We start from the raw sequence: 16,538 nt of genomic DNA on the forward strand, positions 1-16,538 counted from the left end.
TCAGAGGCTAATCTTCCGGGGTACCTGTTACGAGATTGTATTCGGCCCATCTGGCCTCGGGAATTGCCTCGCCGACGCTGAATGCGAAGGCAGAGACTGTACCTTCGGCGACGTCGCAAGAGAACGTCACGCCGTACCAGCGGCCGCTGGCGCGGAATGCCCCACCCTCTGCATGAATCGAGCCGCCATCGATCCTGAGATTGCTCGTTGCATAGGGGACGACGAGATCGGGGCGGAGCTCGGCCCTCCAGCGATGGATCTGCTCCATGGCTTCGATGTTACAGAGCTGGATGGTGCGTTCGTCGGGGGCAAAGGTGGCGAGGGCCTGCCTGGCGCGGCGGCTGCGCGGGTCGGCGAGCAGCTTTGCTGCGTAGAAGCTGTGCGCAGTGACCATGGCAGGGCGCTGCGCTGCGGGAGCCTCGGGCCTTGGCGTGACCGTGGTGGCCGGCGCAAGCGGGGTGACGGGAGCCTCCGGCTGGCGCTGCAGCTGGACTGGCTCGGGCGTCGGCGTGACCAGTTCGACCGGCACCGCCTCATCAGCTGGCACCCTGAATGGCTGTGGCCGGGGCAACAGCACGATGACCGCCAGCAGCAGGGCATGTAGCGCCACGGAGACGGGCCAGCTGGGATCCAGTTTTGCGGCAGGCATCATGCGACCGGCTTTCTGATGGAGCCGGTTGGTTCGCCTGTCACTATGGCGCCATTGCGGCGCGCCGGGCATCGGTTGCGGGCGGCGCGTTCTCCTCGATAGCCGAGAAACGAAAAAGCCCGGGCGTGTCCCGGGCTTCCTTGGGGCATGACTGCCTAGTTGCGCTTGCGCCGGTAGACGTAGACGACCGCCGGCGGCACGTTGCGCCAGACACGGGGCGAGCGCGTGAACTCCAGGCCGAGGCTTTCGGCTACGCCGCGGCGCAGCGGCGAGAACAGGCCATAGGTGAACTGGATGTGGACACCGTCGGGCCCGAGCCGCGAAAAGGCAGCGGACACGATCGCCTGCTGCTGGCTGGCCGTCATCGACAGCAGCGGCAAGCCCGAGACGACGGCATCAACGTGCTGGGGGCCGGACGCTGCCAGCTTCTCGGCGGGCTCGTCGAAGACCGTCACATCGAGATGGCGGTCGAGCAGCATCCGGCAGAAGACCGGGTTGACCTCGTAGAGGTCGGTGGGGGCGATGCCGAGCCTCAGGATCTCACGGGTGATGTTGCCGATTCGGCGGCCCGCCGTGCCCAACGCGGGAGCTGGCCGGCCATGAGCTGGCACAACGTCGGCGACGAGGGGGCAAGCGCAGACACCTGACGGGGCCTGCGTAACAGCTGGGCAGCGAATGCGTTGAATTCGGTCATTCTTGCGGGTCCCGGCTTTTGGCGTAAGTGGTCAGCGGTCGCGCATGATGCAGCAGGAAAGCTCGGGCGAAAGCCGATGGACGAGGCGCAAAAACGTCGTCTTTTCGATCCAGATCTCGTCGAGGCCGCGTTCGACGCCTGCGATGACGTCGGCGGCGGCGCGGGCCGGCGCGCGACAGCGTGGTGTCGACCAGCGTCATGACGGCTTCGCTGACCTGGATCGGCAGCTTTGCCGCGCGGCACTGTTCGCGCAACGAGCGGGTGCCTCGCAAGACGCCGCGGCAAGAGCGTAGTGCGGTCACTTGTGCTGCGATCCTGGAGGCGGCTGCTCGCATTTTGGAGACGTCGGGCAGCAAGGGACTCACCACCAATCATGTCGCTGCCTTGGCGGGTGTTTCTGTCGGCACGCTCTACCAATACTTCCCGGCGAAGGAGGCGATACTGGCCGAGTTGGTGCGGCAGATGCGGCAGGAGATGCTGGCGGATTTCGTCGGTGCCGCAGGCATGGGGATCGCGCACGCTGTCGATCATCTCAGGTGACCGGCGCTGGCGCAGGCGCTGGAGTGCGAGGAACTCGAACTCAAGCTGGACGAGGAGACGCTGGCGCTGAAGGCGGACATGCGCGAACTCGTCGTCGGCGTCCAGCGCAAGCACGGCATCTACCAGCCGGAGCGGACGGCGTTCGACCTGATGTCGCTGTCGTGAGGCATCGTCGACGCGGCTGTCCGGACCGGCGCGATTTCGACGATCTGCAGGCGCGGTTGCGCCGGGCGGTTGCAGGCTACCTCGGCATCGCTGGCTAAATTGTTTGCCCAGTTCCGGACGGAATACCGCTGCGCAGGTTTCCTGGAATTCTTCTAGCTGCCCTTCGTCGGGTCGCCAAGCTCGGCATTCAGTCGCACGGCTTCCCGGATCAGCTTTTCGGCGAGTGCTGTGTCGACCGTGTCGCTCTCGCGATACTCCATGGTGGCAAGCTCATATTTGCCGCCGGCTTTCAGCCCTGGCTCGGTGCCGCGCAGCCGCTTGCCGCGCCAGAAGCCGAACAGCACGCGAGCTTCCTCGGCGCGGATGAGGAGCACGGGTCCGTTGGAAAAGCAGACGATGTGTCCCCATTTGATGCGCGCGTCGGGATCGCCAGCGGCGCGGGCGGCAGTCCGCAAGGCCTCGACGATGTCACGGCGCCAGCCGCTTAAGGCCGCGACATAGGCCTCGGGGCTCTCCACCGGCACTTCCTTGCGCATCATCTGGCTGTTCTCCCCCAGGCCGCGACGCTATCCCGAACGTGCTGGCTGCGCCATATGGTGTGCCACGTTCAGGCTAGCTGCCGCCACGCCCAAGTGCCGGCCCGACATAGCGGGCGCGGGGGCGGATCAGCACGCCTGACGTCAGCTGCTCGATGGCGTGCGCGACCCAGCCGGTGGAGCGGGCGATGGCGAAGAACGCCGTCTCGTAGCCGATAGGCAGCCCGAACATGCGCACCATCACTGCCAACGCATAGTCGATGTTGGGATGCAGGCCGGTGGCTTCGGTGATCAGCGTCGGCGCCTCGACGGCGAGGCGCCTGTCGGCGCCCGCCTCGGCCAGGGCCGATAGCAGGCTGTCGGCCCGCGGGTCGCCGTCGCGGTATACGGTGTGGCCGAAGCCGGGGATGCGGTCGCCGATTGCGACGCGCTCGCGGATGTTGGCGGCGACGTCGGTGGCGGCGAAATCGGCCACCATATGCGCGGCCAGCGGTCCGGCCCCGCCATGCCTGGGGCCTTTCAGCGCGACCAGGCCTGATATCAACGCGTCGTAAAGGTTGATCCCGGTCGAAGCTGCGCAACGCACCGTCCATGTCGAAGGGTTGAGCTCGTGGTCGGCAAGCAGTACCAGCGCGCGGCGGAAAATCGCCTGGGCATGCGGATTGCCCGGCGCCCAGGCGTTCGCCACCTGCAGATGGATCGGCGCGGGCGATGGCGTGGTGCCGAGGATGCCTGAGGTGAGCAGACGAACGGCACGGGCGCCGACCTCGACGCGGCCCTGGCGCGAGCGGTTGAAGGCGCGTGAATCGTTGCCGCCGGCCAGCGCCAGCATGGCGATGGCGCGAGGGATGGGCGCCTCACCCGTGGTGACCGATGCCACCGCGCGCATGGTGTCGCTGACGACAGGCATGTTGGTGGCGACGAACGGATCGGCGTCGTTCATGTCCCACAAAAGCGTCGCCGCCTGTTCCAGCGTCGCATGTTCGGCCAACGCCACCGCCTGGACGCCGCGATAGACAGAGCCTTCGCTTGTTATCGTCGAGATGGCGGAATCGAGAACCGGCGCCTCGGTCTCGCCGGCGCTGGCGAGGCCTGCCGGAGCGCGCCGTGCCAGAAGGGCGCGGACGTCGTCGGCGCGGTAGCGCCGGGCGCGGGCGTCATCGGATGGTTCGGAGCGGATCAGGCCGCGGCTGACATAGGCATAAAGTGTAGCCGGCGAGACGGCGAGCTCGCCTGCGGCCTCGCGGGCGGAGAGATAGAGCGGTTCGGAGGCTTTTTTCATATTGATCAAGCTAATCAAGATTGATCAATATGAAAAGAGCGGCATCCTTCTGCAGTGCAGCAAGGAGCAAGCCCCATGACACTTCATCAGACCACCGCCGGACTGGACGGCGTGACCGCGGCCATGACGGCACTTTCCCATGTCGACGGCGAGGGTGGCGAACTGATCATCGCCGGCAGCCGCGTCGCGCAACTGGCCGCCGAGACCGATTTCGAAGGTGCCGCCGCCCGTCTGCTTTCGGCAGCCGGCAAGGAAACGGCCGCTGATGAATTGAGGGCGAAGCTTGGCCACGCACGTGTCCGTGCCTTTGCGCGACTCGACAAGATTCTGCCCGCAACCCAAGGCCTGGTGCTCGGCGCCGGCTTCCGCGCGGCGATCGCCGCGATCGACAAGGAGGAGGGGCTCGACGACGAGGTGGCGCTTCTGGGCGCAATGCCAGTTCTGGCGGCCGCTCTTGCGCGCAGCGCCGAAGGCCTCGCGCCCGTGGCGCCGGACGCCAGCCTCGGCCAAGCCGCCGACATGTTGCGGATGATGCGCGGCAAGGCGGCGAGCGACGCGGAGGCGGCAGCGCTCGACGCTTATCTCGTCACTGTCAGTGACCACGGCATGAACGCTTCCACCTTTGCCGCGCGTGTCGTCGCCTCGACCCAGGCCGATCTCTTCATGGCGGTGACTGCAGGCTATTGTGCGCTTTCGGGCCCGCTGCATGGCGGCGCGCCCGCGCCGGTGCTCGACATGCTGGAAGCGATCGGCAAGGCCGACAACATCGCACCGTGGATCGACGCGGCACTGGCGCGCGGCGAGCGCCTGATGGGTTTTGGCCACCGCATCTACAAGGTGCGCGATCCACGCGCCGATGTGCTGAAGCGCTCGGTGGGCACGCTGGGCTCCGAAGGCATGGATCTTGGCCTCGCCGCCGAGGTCGAAGGTTATGCCCGCGAGGCGCTCGCCCGCGCCAAGCCGGGCCGGCGTCTCGACACCAATGTCGAGTTCTACACCGCGATCCTGCTCGGCGCGCTCAACATCCCGCGCGAAGCCTTCACGCCGGTCTTTGCTGTCGGCCGCACGGCTGGCTGGGTCGCACATGCGCTGGAACAGCAGCGCACCGGCCGCCTGCTGCGGCCGGCCTCGGTCTATACCGGGCCGATGCCGGCCTGAAGCGGCGGTTGCCGGCAATTCCGAAAGGCCCGGGCAGCATCCCGGGCTTTTTCATTTGGCAATTGCCTTTGGCTGGCGCAACTCTAGTTGCGATTGGATAGCAAACTTGAGGAGGGTGCGATGCGGCGGCTTGTGGCCAGCTTTGTTGGACTTGCGGCCATTTCGCTTGTCGTGATGGGCGCGGCGGCCGCACCGGCGCAGAAGCCAATCGGGGTGGCCAACCCGGCCTCTGTTCATTGCGGCAACATCGGCGGCAAGCTCGAGATCCGCAAGGACGCCGCCGGCAACGAGACCGGCTATTGTCGCATGCCCGACGGCAGCATCTGCGAGGAATGGGCGCTGTTCCGTGACAAGAAATGCGTGGCGCCGAAGGACTAGATCTCAATACAGGCCCGGCACGAACCGCCAGGTGCGGCTGGCGTAGTCGGCGTATTCTGCATCGAAGTGGCCACGCAGAAGCCGCTCCTCGGACAGGATGCGGGCGACCAGCGGCACCAGGGTGAGGCAAACCAGGACGACACCCACGCCCGAGCGGAAGACAAGTGCCCCGCCGAGCGCATTGACCAGCAGGCCGAGATGGGTGGGATGGCGGAGGAGCGCATAGATGCCCGAGGTGAACAGCCTGTGCCCGGCTTGGATGGCGACCAGACCGCTGAACGGCTGCCGAGGACGAAGAACGGCCACAGCCTGAGCACGCCGCCGGCGGCAAACAGTAAGACGCCGAACCAGCGGATCGTTTCGCCGCCATGGTCCAGATGCCAAAGCGGTCGCTGCGAGCAGGCAGGAAGGCACTGAGATGGCCGACGATGACGAGCGCCGGCAACACCCAGTGATTGGCGCGGTCCTCCTGCTAGCCCGAGCTGAGATTGGCGCCGCTAACCAGGGCTGCTGTCATCAGGACGACGGTCAGAACTGCGGTTCGGTGCGGGCGTGATTTGAGAAGAAGGCCGCGAAGCCACCCGCGCCGAGGATCGCGAGCCCGAGGCTGACAGCCGCGCCGGCCACGCCAAGGATGAGCATTTTTGAAACAGGGCATTGTTTTCGATGTCCCAGGTGCAATCCTCTCTAACTTTTGCGGGAAGTGCCAAGCCGAATGCAAGTGCGGTCCGTGCGACATGCGCCGCGCGGACCGTGCTAGGGAGGTTCAAGCTTCCGGTCCGCGCGACATATGCCGCGGGTCCGGTAGAAGGTCATTCCTTGCCGACATATTCGCTGAGCAGCTTTTCGTTGCGGGCCTTTTCGATCTTGGCTGTCAGTTCGGCGGCGAGGCGGTCGTCCATGCGGTACTTGACCAGGTTGACGAGGGCGCCGGTAAGCAGCAGTACGCCCATGCCCCAGTAGCCCTTGGTGGAGAGATCGACCGGCGCCAGCCAAAGGGACAGGGCGAGCATGAAGTAGGCGACGGCGACGGAAGCAGCGTTGAACAGGATGTAGGTCTGGTTCGGGCTCATGATGGTGTTCCTCCTTGGTTGGTGCGACTACGGGGTTGAAGAGATTGCGGGATCAATTGGTCGGCGAGATTTCTGTCGTGGCTGCGAGACGCTGAAGAATCTGGGTCGCGTCGACCCTGACGGGCAGGCCGTGGCCGGCATTCGCCAGTCTCGTGCGGACAGCATCACCGCTCAGCTCGTCGTCGATGGCATCGATGACGAAGGCTTCCTCCAGCGGATCGCTGCGGTCATGGATGCGGGCAATGAGAGCCTCCGCCTCCTTGAAGCCTTTAGAGCCACCGAGCGAGCGGTTGAGGCCGCGCTGGGCGCTATGCTCCGCGTCGAGCGCCCTGGCCGAAATCAGGCCCTGGTTGAGGTCGATGATCTTGGCATGGGCCTTTTCGATGGAGAGCCGCATGCGGGTGATCCGTTGCTCCAGCGCTGAGAGCGTCGCCTGGCGAACCGCGCGTTCGTTCTCCAGTTCGGCGATGACGGTCGCGCCGTCATGCGCCAATTCATTGGCGCCGGCATGAAGGGCGCTGGCAGTGCGCTGTTCGAGGTCACTGAGGCGCTGGGCAAGGCGCGAGAGGGCCGCCTGTTCTCCCCTATGCCTGATGACGATCGTCGCCAGGGTCTGCTTGGCGGCGCTCAGGCCGGACTGGGCATTCCTGATATGCTGTTCGAGCAGGTCGATGGCAAAGCGGTTTTCAAGGCCGGCTTCAGCCTTGGCTCCGGCCACCGCCAGCAACGACTTGAAGACATTTCTTATCATGCTTTCCTCCCTTGAACATTGTTCATATTTGAAGACTACCACAAAATGAACATTGTTCAAGCGGTATTTTGAACGATGTTCATTTTGGCGGTGTCGTGCTATCTGGATGGCAAGGCGGGCCTTCAACACAGGCGGGAAACGAGATGGCGCTGGATCGCAACGAGACGAAGGAGCGGGTGCTCGGCATTGCCGAGCGGCTGCTCAACGAGGGGGGAGCTGCCAAGCTGCAGGCGCGCACGATCGCCAGCGAGGCGGGGATCGCGGTCGGCTCGATCTACAATCTGTTTGGCGACATGACCGCCATCCTGCGGGCGGTCAATACGCGGCTGCTGGAAAGGCTTGATACGGCCGGCAAGCAGGTGCTCGGCGATCTGGAGCGCCAGGGCGCGACAGATCCGGTCCGGCTGCTGCTGGCACTCGCCGGGGTCTATCAGCGTTTCGTCGGCGACAATCCCGGCAGTTGGCAGTCACTTCTGGCCACAGGCCTTGCCGGACCGCCCTCTGAGGACACCAGGGCATATGAGGAGCGGCTTTCGAGCAGCTTCATGCTGATCGCCGATATACTGGAAAGGAGTGGGCTGATAACCGATCCGCGACGGAGAGGAACGGCGGCTCATGCCCTGTGGTCAAGCGTGCATGGCATCGTGACAGTCGGTTATGCGACGGAAGACATCGAGGGCAGGCGAGGGGACGTGTCGGAGCAGGTCACGCTTCTGGTGACGACCTTCGTCGCTGGCCTCAGACAGCAGACAAGCGGCTGACGGGAGGAGACCCGCGCGACTGATGCCGCGCGGGTCGAATGGGTCACTTGCACGTGGTCTTCAGCTTGCTGGCTTCAAGCGCCGTGCCGTTGAGCTTGAGCACCGAGCCGCCGTTCTGGGTCAGCGACGTGCCCGACCATGCGCCCTGATCGGCAAGGCAGTTGAGCGGTGTGCCGACGACGGTGATATCGCCGCGGATGTTTTCGGCAGGGCCGGAGAAGTAGAGACCTGCCCTGCTTGCGCCTTCGACGCGCATGTTGCCGAAGTCGATGTTCTTGACCGGGCCGCCAAGGAAGTCCCACTCGCTGCCATAGATGTAGGCGCCATAGGTGCCGGCATTGGTGATGGTGACATCCTTGAAGCTGATGCCGGAGACCGGGTTCAGGAAGATGCCGGCGTTGCGGGTGCCGTCGATGGTCAGCCCGCGAACACTGACGTTGGCCGTCACCGCATTCTCAGGCAGGGTCGAGGCGGTGACGAGCATCAGCCCGTTGATGCCGCCCTTCAAGGTCATGTCGGTAATGGAGACGTTGGAGGTGCCCTGGAGCACCACCAGGTCCATGTCTAGGCCCTGTTCGGAATTGTCGACGGTGACCTTGTTCATGGTCACGTCGTTGGCGGCGACGAGCAGGATGCCTTCGCGCCGTGACTTGCTGATCTTGACGTTGTCGATTGTGATGTCGCTGGCGGCATGGGTGATCACCTCGGGCCAGTCGCTCTGGTCGATGCGGCTACCGGCGAAGATGCCATAGGTGACGCTGTCGATCACCGTATCGCGGACGGTCAGCCCGTTGGTGCCGAGCGCGGCGATGGCGGCGTGCGGCGCGCGATTAGGCCGGCCGACCGCGAACTCGCAATTGGTGTTGCTGTTACAGATGTAGAGGTCGTGGATGTTGGCGCCCGATATCGTGGCGCCGGTCACGTTGTCTAGGCGGATGCCGTCGCCGGCGGTACGGGAGATGTCGACGCCGCTGATCGCGATGTCCGATGCTCCGTCGGAGGCTATGCCGGCAAGGCCGCCGGTGATTGCCAGTCTTGCGATTTCGCTGCCGGTACCCATGCTGACGACGTTGACGGCCGGGTTGGCACCGTTCAGAGCAGCGATCGCGCCGCTGTTGCGGAACGCCGCCTGGATGCGGCTGTTCGCGCCACGCACGGCGATAGATCCGCCACCGCCGACCATATGCTGGCCGGCGCCGAGCTGCAGTGTCTGGGTAACCGACATGCCGCCATTGGCCAGCACCAGCGCGTTGGTGCCGGCGGTGGTGAGTGCCGCGTTGATGGCTGCGGCGTCGCCCGTAGCCGATGAGATCGAAACGACCTTGCCGACCGCCTGGCCACCATGGACGAACTCGGCCGCCTCGATGACGCCGTGACCGTCGGCATGTGTGCGGACGAAGTCCGAGCGTTCGACACGCTGGAACATCGGATCGAAAGCGGCCTTGCCGGCGCGGCTCGATCCGCCCAGTGGCACGCGCAGCCGCGCGGTGAGGCCGAATTCTGTGCGGTCCTCGTTGTCGTAGGAAACCGACGCGCCGAGCGCCAACGTCGAGCCTGCGACACCGGGCAGGCCGGAGAAGCTGACCTCGGTGCGTGCCTTGACGCCCAGCGTGTCGTCGAGGCGGCGTGCGCCGTCATACCAATAGGCACTGCCAAAGATCTTCATCTCGGCATTCATGCCTTCGGGGAACACGGGTAGGCGCATGCCGACTTCCGTGTCGGCACCGGTGCGGGCGAATTCGCGGCCGGCCTGGAACTTGAGCTCGCTGCCGGAAATGAAGGCGTGGCTCAGGCCTGCTGCAACCTTGTCGTCGCCGAGCGGCAGATAGACGTTGGCGCGCGCTTCATAGACCGGGCCGAGTGCTTCGACGCCGAAGGACAGCTGACTGAAGGTGTTGCCATGTTCGCTGTTGAAGACGTCGAGATAGCCATAGCCGCCGAGCAGCCAGCCACCTTCGAGGCGGTGGCGGTACCCCATGCCGAACGAGGCCTGCCGTGCCGAGCCTTCGACGAAATGGCCGCTGGCGTCGAAGAAGACACCGTTGCCGCTGTCGAGCAGGAACGGCATGAAGATGCCGATGCCGCCATTGCCGTGGCCGTAGGCGAGGTTGCCTTCAAGCTCGAGGATCGGCTGCTGGGCTTGCGCAAAGGCGCAGGTCGAGAGGGCGGTGCCGGAGGCCAGCGTCACTGCAAACAGGCTTGGGAATTTCATGGCAGGTACTTCAAATTTCCGATTGAACACCGGTGAGCTATTATACCTGAATAAAAGAGTCCAGATTATATTGGAGATTCCACGGTGCCATCTGTTGACGACATTTTTCCTTTTTTTCCAATGCGTTGAAGCTAATTTAGGTCGTCGCGGGCGTGCGTCTGTTGGAAACGGCTGTGGACGTTGGGGCAGCTGCCGGCCGCAGCAGCGGCCAAGCCGGTTGTCGTCGCGTGCTGCGGCAAATTGGCTTTCCATTGGGCCAGTCAGGCGCGCCGGGCAGCAGCTTATGCCGTCCGGTGCGGTTCGCAGCTAACTGGCCGGCGGTGCCGCAACGACAAGTGCCACGATACGCCTGACCAGCGGCAGGACCAGAAGCAGCGTCGGAAACGCGACCAGCCAGGACAGCGCCCAGGCGGCGGGCCAAGTCGACAGGAAGGCCGGTGTCGGCCCGAGGCTCTTCAGCGTCGAGATGGCGGAAACGACCGACGACATCAGCACCGACAGGACCAGCGGCATGATAATGGCGGCGTAGCGCGCGGGCAGTTTGCTGCGCGCGCGGGGGTTGGAACGTAAGCTCATAAGATTACTCTTTGGAAGCGGTCGATCACGAGGGTGCAAGTCACGGCATTCCTCCCGGTCACGACCGGTTGAATGCGTTGCTTGACGTGAGACGCTTACGGCATGCGCTGGGCGCAACGCTTCCTGGATAGCTTCAGCTGCATCAGAATGCAACGGTGTCAGCTGTAGCTTTTCGGGTGGCTTTTGCCTGATGTCGTCTTGCACTATGGTCGCTATGCCTTGAGGGAGGACGCCAGTGTCGATCGAATTCCTGCTGACCACGTTGATCATCGTCGCATCGCCGGGCACGGGTGTCGTCTACACGCTGGCGGCGGGACTGTCGCGCGGCGGCAAGGCGAGCGTGCTTGCGGCCTTTGCCTGCACGCTCGGCATCGTGCCGCATCTGATTGCTGCTCTGACCGGCCTTGCCGCGCTGCTGCATACCAGCGCGCTGCTGTTCGAGATCGTCAAATATGCCGGCGTCGCATACCTGCTCTACATGGCCTGGCAGAGCCTGCGTGAGCATGGCGCGCTCAAGGTCGAGGCGAATGCCGACCCGCGCAGCGCCTGGCAAGTGCTGGTCGACGGCATCCTGATCAATGTCCTGAACCCGAAGCTGTCGATCTTCTTCGTCGCCTTCCTGCCGCAGTTCATCGCGCCGAACGAAGCGAATGTGCTTGGGCGCATGCTGGAACTGTCCGGCGTGTTCATGCTGGCGACCTTCGTCATCTTCGCCATTTATGGCCTGTGCGCCGCCGCCGTGCGCGACAAGGTCACGGGCAGCCCGCGTGTCATGACCTGGATGCGGCGCACCTTCGCCGCTGCCTTTGTCATGCTCGGCGCCAAGCTGGCCCTGACGGAACGCTGAAATTGGCCCTGTCGGCCGGGTTGCCCGGCTGCTGCGGCTGCGCTTTAGTCGGGCTCGACGAGATTTGGAGCCGAGCCTGACGACATGCAGTTGCGCATTGCCCTGGAAGATCCCGCCAAGCCAGATGTGATCGCGCTGCTGGAAGCGGGCGATGCCTATGGTGCGTCGCTCTATCCGGCGGAAAGCAACCACTTCCTGCCGCTGGATGCGTTACGCGCCGCAAATGTCCGCTTCGTCGTCGCTCGCGATGAGCTGGGCACGGCGCTTGCAACCGGGGCCATCGCGTTGGCGGACGGCTTTGCCGAGTTGAAGCGCATGTGGGTGGTGCCCGAAGCCAGAGGCAAGGGCATTTCGAAAGCGGTTCTCGCCGACCTCGAGGCTCGGGTGCTCGATGCCGGCCATTCGCTCTTGCGTCTGGAAACCGGCATCGACAATCACGAGGCGCTCGCGCTCTACGAGCGCAAGGGCTTCGTCCGTCGCGGTCCCTTCGGCGACTACCGCGAGGACCCGCTCAGCGTGTTCATGGAAAAGCAGCTGCGCGTGGCCGCTGCTTCCGCCTGAGCGGATCAGGGGAAGCAGCGCCGCTTTCTTCTAGTTCGCGCTGGCCGGGAAGGCGGGCAGCTTGGCGATGTCATTGGCGTCGTGCTGGACGACGAGCGTCGCGTTGAGTGCCTTGGCCATGTCCTGAATCCTGTCCATCGACGCCAGCGACTGCGCCCGATCGGCGTTGAAGGGCGGCACGCCGTTATTGTCGAACTGCTCTTCGAAATGCACGGTGTCGCCGCTCAGCAGCACGGATCCCTTGCTGGCGAGCCTGACAAGCAGCGAATGGCTGCCATGGGTGTGGCCGGGTGTCGACAGCATGACAACGGAACCGTCGCCGAACACGTCCTTGTCGCCTTCGACTGCTTCGACCGGCGCCTTGCCGTCGATCCATGGGCTGACCAGCGACGGGTCGACGGCGAAAGCCGGCGGCTCGGCCCGAAAGCCATCCAGGTCGGCCTTGCCGATCAGCAGCCTGGCCTGCGGGAAATCGGTTGCCTGGCCGACATGGTCGAAGTGGTTGTGGCTGATGCCTATGGTTTCGATTTTCTCAGGCGCTACGCCGATCCTGGACAGTTGGTCCTTGATCGTCGTCGCAAGGCTTGGCTTCATGCCGCCGCCGACTTGCGATGCCCCGAGGAGCGCTGCCGGCAGGCCGGCGTCCCACAGCATGTAGGATGCGTCGTGGCGGATCAGGTAGCAGCTGTCGGTCAGCGTGCGTTCTTCGCCCTGATAGCGCAGCGTGTCGGAAAATGCGGAGAGATCGCTGATCTTGATCGATCCGCAATCGAGACGCCAGAGTTCGGTGTCTGCGGCCTGTGCGGCGCCGATTGCCGGCAGTGCCAGCATTGCGACCAGCAGATACTGTCCTGTTTTCACGGTGGATCTCCTTGAATGCGGCTGCGGCGTCGAGTGCCGGCGCCGCACCAAAATGATCTATGGGCACGGCGGAGGCGTGCCTGAAAATGGCGGCATATGTGCCCGAAACGCTCAAAGTGAAGTCGACAGCGCAATGGCAGGCGCTACAGTGCCGGCATGCTCAATCCTGTCGAAGACGCCCAAAGCTCATTATCGCAACGGCTGCTGCAGCTGTTGCGGCCGCTGGCGATGTCGAGCCGCACGGCGCGGGGCCCCGGCCTGCACACATTCGCCCGCCAGCTGTTCAGCTATTGCTGCATCGAACGCGAGCGGCTCGCCAGCGTGGTTTCGGAAATGCCGAGGATCGGCATCGTGCTGAGCGGCGAAAAGGAGTTCTGGCTCGGCGATGCCGGCCAGCGTTTCGTGGCAGGCGATGTGTTCGTGCTGCCGGCGGGTACGCCGTTCGACGCGGTCAACATTCCTTCTGAGACGAGCGGCCTCTACGAGTCGCTGCTGGTCGAGATCACCCAGGTGCCGAAATGGCTGCAGGAGATACCGGGCGCTGCCCGTCCTGGTGCCGGCTTCGACCTGCGTGTGCCGCTGTCTCAGGAACTCGTCGATGCGCTCGGCCATGCCGCAATTTCGCTCAGTGGTTCCGATCATGCGGCGACGCTGGCCGAGCATCGCCTGGCCGAAGTGCTCATTCTGCTCAGGAAGATGCCTGTGGCGCAGCCGCTGTTTGCGCAGTCGCTGGCCGAACGCGCGGCATGGCTGGTCGCGCGTGCGCCGGCGAAGCGCTGGACGGCGGAAGAGATCGGGCGCGAACTCGGTGTCGGCGCCTCGACGCTGCGGCGCAAGCTCGTCGAGGCAGGCACTTCGCTGCGCCGCGTCCAGGCATCGGCCAGGATGCAGCTGGCGCATGAGATGCTGGTCCGCGGCGAAGGCAATATCACCGATGCGGCCGATGCCGCCGGCTATGCCTCCAGGTCGCATTTCGCCCGCCGCTTCCAGGCGGTCTATGGCGCTTCTCCCGCGCAAGTCCGGCTGCGCCGGCCAGTGCAGCCGAGCTGATCGCGCCCAGCCTTGCCGGAAGCCCGACAGGGGAGGATACTGCCTCTCCGTGGATGCATTTGAGGGCGATGGACCCGGATGCCCGCCCCGGCAGTACGCCGTGCTCCGTGGCACCGGAGGGAGGTGTGCCTTGACGACATACATCATGCTGATCAACTGGACCGACCAGGGCGTACGCGACGTGCGGTCATCGCCCAAACGGCTCGATGCGGCCAAGAAGCTGCTCGGCGACATGGGCGGATCGTTCAAGCAGTTCTACCTGACCATGGGCGAATACGACATGGTGGCGGTTGCCGAAGCCCCCGACGATGCGGTGGTGGCGCGCTTTGCGCTGATCCTCGGACAGGGCGGCAACATCAGGACGCGCACGCTGAAAGCCTTCCCCGAACTGGCCTATCGCGAGATCATTGCCTCGATGGGCTAGCTGCCTGGTGCCGGGCGCAGGCATGGCGCCTGCGCCCAGGCCGAAACGCCTCGACTGAATCAGGACAAGCGTCTAAGCTTCGGAAAAACAACGGGAAGAACCAGATGTCGTTTCTGAAGAGGCTATTTGGCGGTGGCGGCGGGGCGGCCGAGACGCAGGCGCCAGCGGTGGCCAAGGAGATCGAATACAAGGGTTTTGCCATCAAGGCGATGCCCTACAAGGAAGGCGGCCAGTTCCAGACCTGCGGCATCGTTTCCAAGGATGTCAATGGTGTCGTCAAGGAACACAAGTTCATCCGTGCCGACCGTTTCGCAGCCCTCGATGATGCCGTGGAAGTGTCGTTGACCAAGGGGCGCCAGCTCGTCGACGAGCAGGGCGAGCGCATGTTCGGCTGAGGCCGGGTGTCTTCGACCAGGTTTCGTTCGCCTCGATGTCGTTCCATCATGTTGCCCTAATGCAACTTGCTGTCGCAATGCATGCCAGGTAATCGCGATCCTGCCTTGCGCATCATTTTCATGAAACCCTAGGGTGTTCACATCAGATTCTGGGGACGCTCATGAAATCCGTTCTTCTCGCATCGACCATTCTCCTCGCCGCAACCGGCGCCGGCCTGGCGGCTGACGCGGTGGCCTCCGATCCTGTGGTTTCGGCCTACAGTTGGACCGGTTTCTACGCCGGCGTCCATGGCGGCTATGCCTGGGGCAGCGGCGATGGTCCCTATCCGGATGCAGCGGGGGTTCGGTTCGAGACAGCCTATCCTGAAGCGCAAGGCGGACTGCTGGGCGCCCAGATCGGCTACAATTACCAGTGGGGCTCGTTCGTCCTCGGCCTCGAGGGCGATCTGTCCTATTCCTGGGCCGACGGTAGTTCCAGGATCAACATCTTCCCCGCTGGCACGGATAACGGCGGCTACAATGAAACCGAGTTTACATATCTCGCCAGCATTACCGGCCGTGCAGGCTATGCATTTGACCGTACGTTGCTCTATGCCAAGGGCGGCATTGGCTTCACCAGGCTTGAAATGAATGACTATGATGATCCGGCCATTTTCAACGCACGCGGATCCGAGACGCTGACCGGCTGGACGATCGGCGGTGGTGTCGAGCATGCCCTGAACGACAAGTGGTCGGTCAAGGGCGAGTATCAGTTCTATCGCTTCTCGGGCGACGTTGCCGTGAACGATCCCGTGGCCTTCCGCACCTACGAAGGCGATTTCGACGTGCACGCGATCAAGATCGGCCTGAACTACAAGTTCTGAGGCGTCATTGCTTCACCATCAGAAACCCCGGCCTTGTGCCGGGGTTACTTGTTCTTGGGTGTCGTCAAGCCTAGCCAAGCGACCTGACATAGCCGATGTAGCCACGCACGTCGTTGGCGGGTTCGGTGTAGGCATCGCCGAGCGATTTCTCCATTGCCGCGACATAGTCCTTTGCCCAGCTCGGCAGCGGATAGTCGATGACGGCGAGGAACTCCAGGGTCGCGGCAAGCCTGATGTCGGCGATGGACGGCCGGTCGCCGCCAATGAAGGGCCTGTCCTTAATGTAGAAGGAGCGGAACACGTCGAGGGGCTCGGCGAGAGCTTCGACGGCGGCCTGGCGCGCCTTTTCCTTGGTCGGCGCATCGGCGTCGCTGTGGCCGACCTCACCCGGATATTGCGGGAAGTTGAGGGCCGGGTAGGTGGCGCGCGCCAGATACGGATAGAACGTGCCGATGAGATAGAACATGGCGCTGTCGATCATCGGATCCCTGGGGTAGAGGTTCTCCAGCCCGTGCTTGTTGGAGAGATATTGCATGATGGCGCAGCTCTCCCACAACACGCCGTTGGGCAATTCGGAGGTTTCGATCATCGGCGTGAGATGGGCTGGGCATGCTGCAAGATACTCGGGCGTCCGGGTCTGGCCGTAGACGTCGTTTTCGGTGAAGCCGAGACCCGAGGCACGCAGGAACACGCGCGCGCTCATGTTGTTGACGCTTGGCTTGATGACGTTGAGCTTGATGTCGGCCATATCAGCTTCTCCCA

At 64.2% G+C, this 16,538-nt stretch carries 21 protein-coding genes; 10 read left to right on the top strand and 11 right to left on the bottom strand.

The features are described 5' to 3' along the window. Positions 1 to 7: 7 nt before the first annotated feature. Positions 8 to 652 (bottom strand): DUF930 domain-containing protein, encoded by a 645-nt coding sequence (locus DY201_RS11240; protein ID WP_115731267.1) that lies wholly within the window; start codon positions 650 to 652, stop codon positions 8 to 10. A 152-nt stretch (positions 653 to 804) separates the two neighbouring features. Further along, positions 805 to 1,260, bottom strand: a complete 456-nt coding sequence (locus DY201_RS11245; RefSeq protein WP_131922258.1) for a class I SAM-dependent methyltransferase — start codon at positions 1,258 to 1,260, stop codon at positions 805 to 807. A gap of 281 nt (positions 1,261 to 1,541) precedes the next feature. On the opposite strand from DY201_RS11245, the gene DY201_RS11250 reads away from it, so the two are divergent. Next, on the top strand, positions 1,542 to 1,883 hold the full coding sequence (locus DY201_RS11250; RefSeq protein WP_115731269.1) for a TetR/AcrR family transcriptional regulator: 342 nt from the start codon (positions 1,542 to 1,544) through the stop codon (positions 1,881 to 1,883). 317 nt (positions 1,884 to 2,200) lie between these two features. Here DY201_RS11250 and DY201_RS11255 read toward each other — a convergent pair whose 3' ends face one another. Together DY201_RS11255 and DY201_RS11260 are read right to left on the bottom strand one after the other, a co-directional pair. Beyond that, complete coding sequence (locus DY201_RS11255) at positions 2,201 to 2,587, bottom strand: DUF1801 domain-containing protein (protein ID WP_115731270.1); 387 nt, start codon at positions 2,585 to 2,587, stop codon at positions 2,201 to 2,203. 73 nt (positions 2,588 to 2,660) lie between these two features. Then, positions 2,661 to 3,866 carry a citrate synthase family protein gene (locus DY201_RS11260; protein ID WP_115731271.1) on the bottom strand — a complete coding sequence of 402 codons (1,206 nt, stop codon included), beginning with the start codon at positions 3,864 to 3,866 and terminating at the stop codon, positions 2,661 to 2,663. A 75-nt stretch (positions 3,867 to 3,941) separates the two neighbouring features. Here DY201_RS11260 and DY201_RS11265 point away from each other — a divergent pair, with 75 nt between their 5' ends. Together DY201_RS11265 and DY201_RS11270 are read left to right on the top strand one after the other, a co-directional pair. Beyond that, positions 3,942 to 5,024 carry a citrate synthase gene (locus DY201_RS11265; protein WP_115731272.1) on the top strand — a complete coding sequence of 361 codons (1,083 nt, stop codon included), beginning with the start codon at positions 3,942 to 3,944 and terminating at the stop codon, positions 5,022 to 5,024. Between the two features lie 120 nt (positions 5,025 to 5,144). Next, complete coding sequence (locus DY201_RS11270; RefSeq protein ID WP_115731273.1) at positions 5,145 to 5,402, top strand: putative hemolysin; 258 nt, start codon at positions 5,145 to 5,147, stop codon at positions 5,400 to 5,402. Positions 5,403 to 5,405: 3 nt separating this feature from the next. Here the strand turns inward: DY201_RS11270 and DY201_RS29455 are convergent, their stop codons facing one another. From DY201_RS29455 to DY201_RS11285, 3 genes are all read right to left on the bottom strand, one after another. Beyond that, positions 5,406 to 5,708, bottom strand: coding sequence for a methyltransferase family protein (locus tag DY201_RS29455; protein ID WP_245431969.1), 303 nt, complete (start codon positions 5,706 to 5,708; stop codon positions 5,406 to 5,408). A 506-nt stretch (positions 5,709 to 6,214) separates the two neighbouring features. Continuing rightward, the gene (locus tag DY201_RS11280; protein ID WP_115731274.1) at positions 6,215 to 6,475 is read right to left on the bottom strand and encodes a YiaA/YiaB family inner membrane protein; all 261 of its coding nucleotides are present in this window, start codon (positions 6,473 to 6,475) and stop codon (positions 6,215 to 6,217) included. Between the two features lie 52 nt (positions 6,476 to 6,527). Continuing rightward, positions 6,528 to 7,226 (bottom strand): PspA/IM30 family protein, encoded by a 699-nt coding sequence (locus tag DY201_RS11285; protein ID WP_115731275.1) that lies wholly within the window; start codon positions 7,224 to 7,226, stop codon positions 6,528 to 6,530. Positions 7,227 to 7,369: 143 nt separating this feature from the next. Between DY201_RS11285 and DY201_RS11290 the strand changes: the two genes are divergently transcribed. Further along, on the top strand, positions 7,370 to 7,987 hold the full coding sequence (locus tag DY201_RS11290; protein ID WP_115731276.1) for a TetR/AcrR family transcriptional regulator: 618 nt from the start codon (positions 7,370 to 7,372) through the stop codon (positions 7,985 to 7,987). A 43-nt stretch (positions 7,988 to 8,030) separates the two neighbouring features. Here the strand turns inward: DY201_RS11290 and DY201_RS11295 are convergent, their stop codons facing one another. Beyond that, the gene (locus DY201_RS11295) at positions 8,031 to 10,199 is read right to left on the bottom strand and encodes a right-handed parallel beta-helix repeat-containing protein (protein ID WP_165915843.1); all 2,169 of its coding nucleotides are present in this window, start codon (positions 10,197 to 10,199) and stop codon (positions 8,031 to 8,033) included. Positions 10,200 to 10,505: 306 nt separating this feature from the next. After that, positions 10,506 to 10,775 (bottom strand): DUF2798 domain-containing protein, encoded by a 270-nt coding sequence (locus tag DY201_RS11300; RefSeq protein ID WP_115731278.1) that lies wholly within the window; start codon positions 10,773 to 10,775, stop codon positions 10,506 to 10,508. A gap of 235 nt (positions 10,776 to 11,010) precedes the next feature. On the opposite strand from DY201_RS11300, the gene DY201_RS11305 reads away from it, so the two are divergent. Both DY201_RS11305 and DY201_RS11310 read left to right on the top strand, forming a co-directional pair. Then, complete coding sequence (locus DY201_RS11305; protein ID WP_115731279.1) at positions 11,011 to 11,622, top strand: LysE family translocator; 612 nt, start codon at positions 11,011 to 11,013, stop codon at positions 11,620 to 11,622. Between the two features lie 84 nt (positions 11,623 to 11,706). Next, complete coding sequence (locus DY201_RS11310; protein WP_172582924.1) at positions 11,707 to 12,183, top strand: GNAT family N-acetyltransferase; 477 nt, start codon at positions 11,707 to 11,709, stop codon at positions 12,181 to 12,183. A gap of 30 nt (positions 12,184 to 12,213) precedes the next feature. Here DY201_RS11310 and DY201_RS11315 read toward each other — a convergent pair whose 3' ends face one another. Further along, positions 12,214 to 13,044 carry an N-acyl homoserine lactonase family protein gene (locus tag DY201_RS11315; protein ID WP_245431970.1) on the bottom strand — a complete coding sequence of 277 codons (831 nt, stop codon included), beginning with the start codon at positions 13,042 to 13,044 and terminating at the stop codon, positions 12,214 to 12,216. Between the two features lie 156 nt (positions 13,045 to 13,200). Between DY201_RS11315 and DY201_RS11320 the strand changes: the two genes are divergently transcribed. The 4 genes from DY201_RS11320 to DY201_RS11335 all read left to right on the top strand — a co-directional run bounded on the left by DY201_RS11320 (position 13,201) and on the right by DY201_RS11335 (position 15,776). Next, on the top strand, positions 13,201 to 14,094 hold the full coding sequence (locus DY201_RS11320) for an AraC family transcriptional regulator (protein WP_115731281.1): 894 nt from the start codon (positions 13,201 to 13,203) through the stop codon (positions 14,092 to 14,094). 130 nt (positions 14,095 to 14,224) lie between these two features. Beyond that, positions 14,225 to 14,518 (top strand): GYD domain-containing protein, encoded by a 294-nt coding sequence (locus DY201_RS11325; protein WP_115731282.1) that lies wholly within the window; start codon positions 14,225 to 14,227, stop codon positions 14,516 to 14,518. A gap of 104 nt (positions 14,519 to 14,622) precedes the next feature. Next, positions 14,623 to 14,913, top strand: coding sequence for an HlyU family transcriptional regulator (locus DY201_RS11330; protein WP_115731283.1), 291 nt, complete (start codon positions 14,623 to 14,625; stop codon positions 14,911 to 14,913). Positions 14,914 to 15,074: 161 nt separating this feature from the next. Beyond that, positions 15,075 to 15,776 carry an outer membrane protein gene (locus DY201_RS11335; protein WP_115731284.1) on the top strand — a complete coding sequence of 234 codons (702 nt, stop codon included), beginning with the start codon at positions 15,075 to 15,077 and terminating at the stop codon, positions 15,774 to 15,776. A 70-nt stretch (positions 15,777 to 15,846) separates the two neighbouring features. On the opposite strand, the gene DY201_RS11340 is transcribed toward DY201_RS11335, so the two are convergent. Beyond that, positions 15,847 to 16,524: a glutathione S-transferase family protein gene (locus DY201_RS11340; protein ID WP_115731285.1), complete on the bottom strand. Its 678-nt coding sequence runs from the start codon at positions 16,522 to 16,524 to the stop codon at positions 15,847 to 15,849. Between the last annotated feature and the right edge of the window lie 14 nt (positions 16,525 to 16,538).

Origin of the sequence: Aminobacter aminovorans (assembly GCF_900445235.1) — a bacterium.
Taxonomy (GTDB): domain Bacteria; phylum Pseudomonadota; class Alphaproteobacteria; order Rhizobiales; family Rhizobiaceae; genus Aminobacter; species Aminobacter aminovorans.

Excerpts from the sequence above, each read along its gene's own strand:
- DY201_RS11240 (WP_115731267.1), bottom strand. The coding sequence starts at position 652 with ATGATGCCTGCCGCAAAACTGGATCCCAGCTGGCCCGTCTCCGTGGCG.
- DY201_RS11250 (WP_115731269.1), top strand. The coding sequence starts at position 1,542 with ATGACGGCTTCGCTGACCTGGATCGGCAGCTTTGCCGCGCGGCACTGT.
- DY201_RS11255 (WP_115731270.1), bottom strand. The coding sequence starts at position 2,587 with ATGATGCGCAAGGAAGTGCCGGTGGAGAGCCCCGAGGCCTATGTCGCG.
- DY201_RS11260 (WP_115731271.1), bottom strand. The coding sequence starts at position 3,866 with ATGAAAAAAGCCTCCGAACCGCTCTATCTCTCCGCCCGCGAGGCCGCA.
- DY201_RS11265 (WP_115731272.1), top strand. The coding sequence starts at position 3,942 with ATGACACTTCATCAGACCACCGCCGGACTGGACGGCGTGACCGCGGCC.
- DY201_RS11270 (WP_115731273.1), top strand. The coding sequence starts at position 5,145 with ATGCGGCGGCTTGTGGCCAGCTTTGTTGGACTTGCGGCCATTTCGCTT.
- DY201_RS11280 (WP_115731274.1), bottom strand. The coding sequence starts at position 6,475 with ATGAGCCCGAACCAGACCTACATCCTGTTCAACGCTGCTTCCGTCGCC.
- DY201_RS11285 (WP_115731275.1), bottom strand. The coding sequence starts at position 7,226 with ATGATAAGAAATGTCTTCAAGTCGTTGCTGGCGGTGGCCGGAGCCAAG.
- DY201_RS11290 (WP_115731276.1), top strand. The coding sequence starts at position 7,370 with ATGGCGCTGGATCGCAACGAGACGAAGGAGCGGGTGCTCGGCATTGCC.
- DY201_RS11295 (WP_165915843.1), bottom strand. The coding sequence starts at position 10,199 with ATGAAATTCCCAAGCCTGTTTGCAGTGACGCTGGCCTCCGGCACCGCC.
- DY201_RS11300 (WP_115731278.1), bottom strand. The coding sequence starts at position 10,775 with ATGAGCTTACGTTCCAACCCCCGCGCGCGCAGCAAACTGCCCGCGCGC.
- DY201_RS11310 (WP_172582924.1), top strand. The coding sequence starts at position 11,707 with ATGCAGTTGCGCATTGCCCTGGAAGATCCCGCCAAGCCAGATGTGATC.
- DY201_RS11320 (WP_115731281.1), top strand. The coding sequence starts at position 13,201 with ATGCTCAATCCTGTCGAAGACGCCCAAAGCTCATTATCGCAACGGCTG.
- DY201_RS11330 (WP_115731283.1), top strand. The coding sequence starts at position 14,623 with ATGTCGTTTCTGAAGAGGCTATTTGGCGGTGGCGGCGGGGCGGCCGAG.
- DY201_RS11335 (WP_115731284.1), top strand. The coding sequence starts at position 15,075 with ATGAAATCCGTTCTTCTCGCATCGACCATTCTCCTCGCCGCAACCGGC.
- DY201_RS11340 (WP_115731285.1), bottom strand. The coding sequence starts at position 16,524 with ATGGCCGACATCAAGCTCAACGTCATCAAGCCAAGCGTCAACAACATG.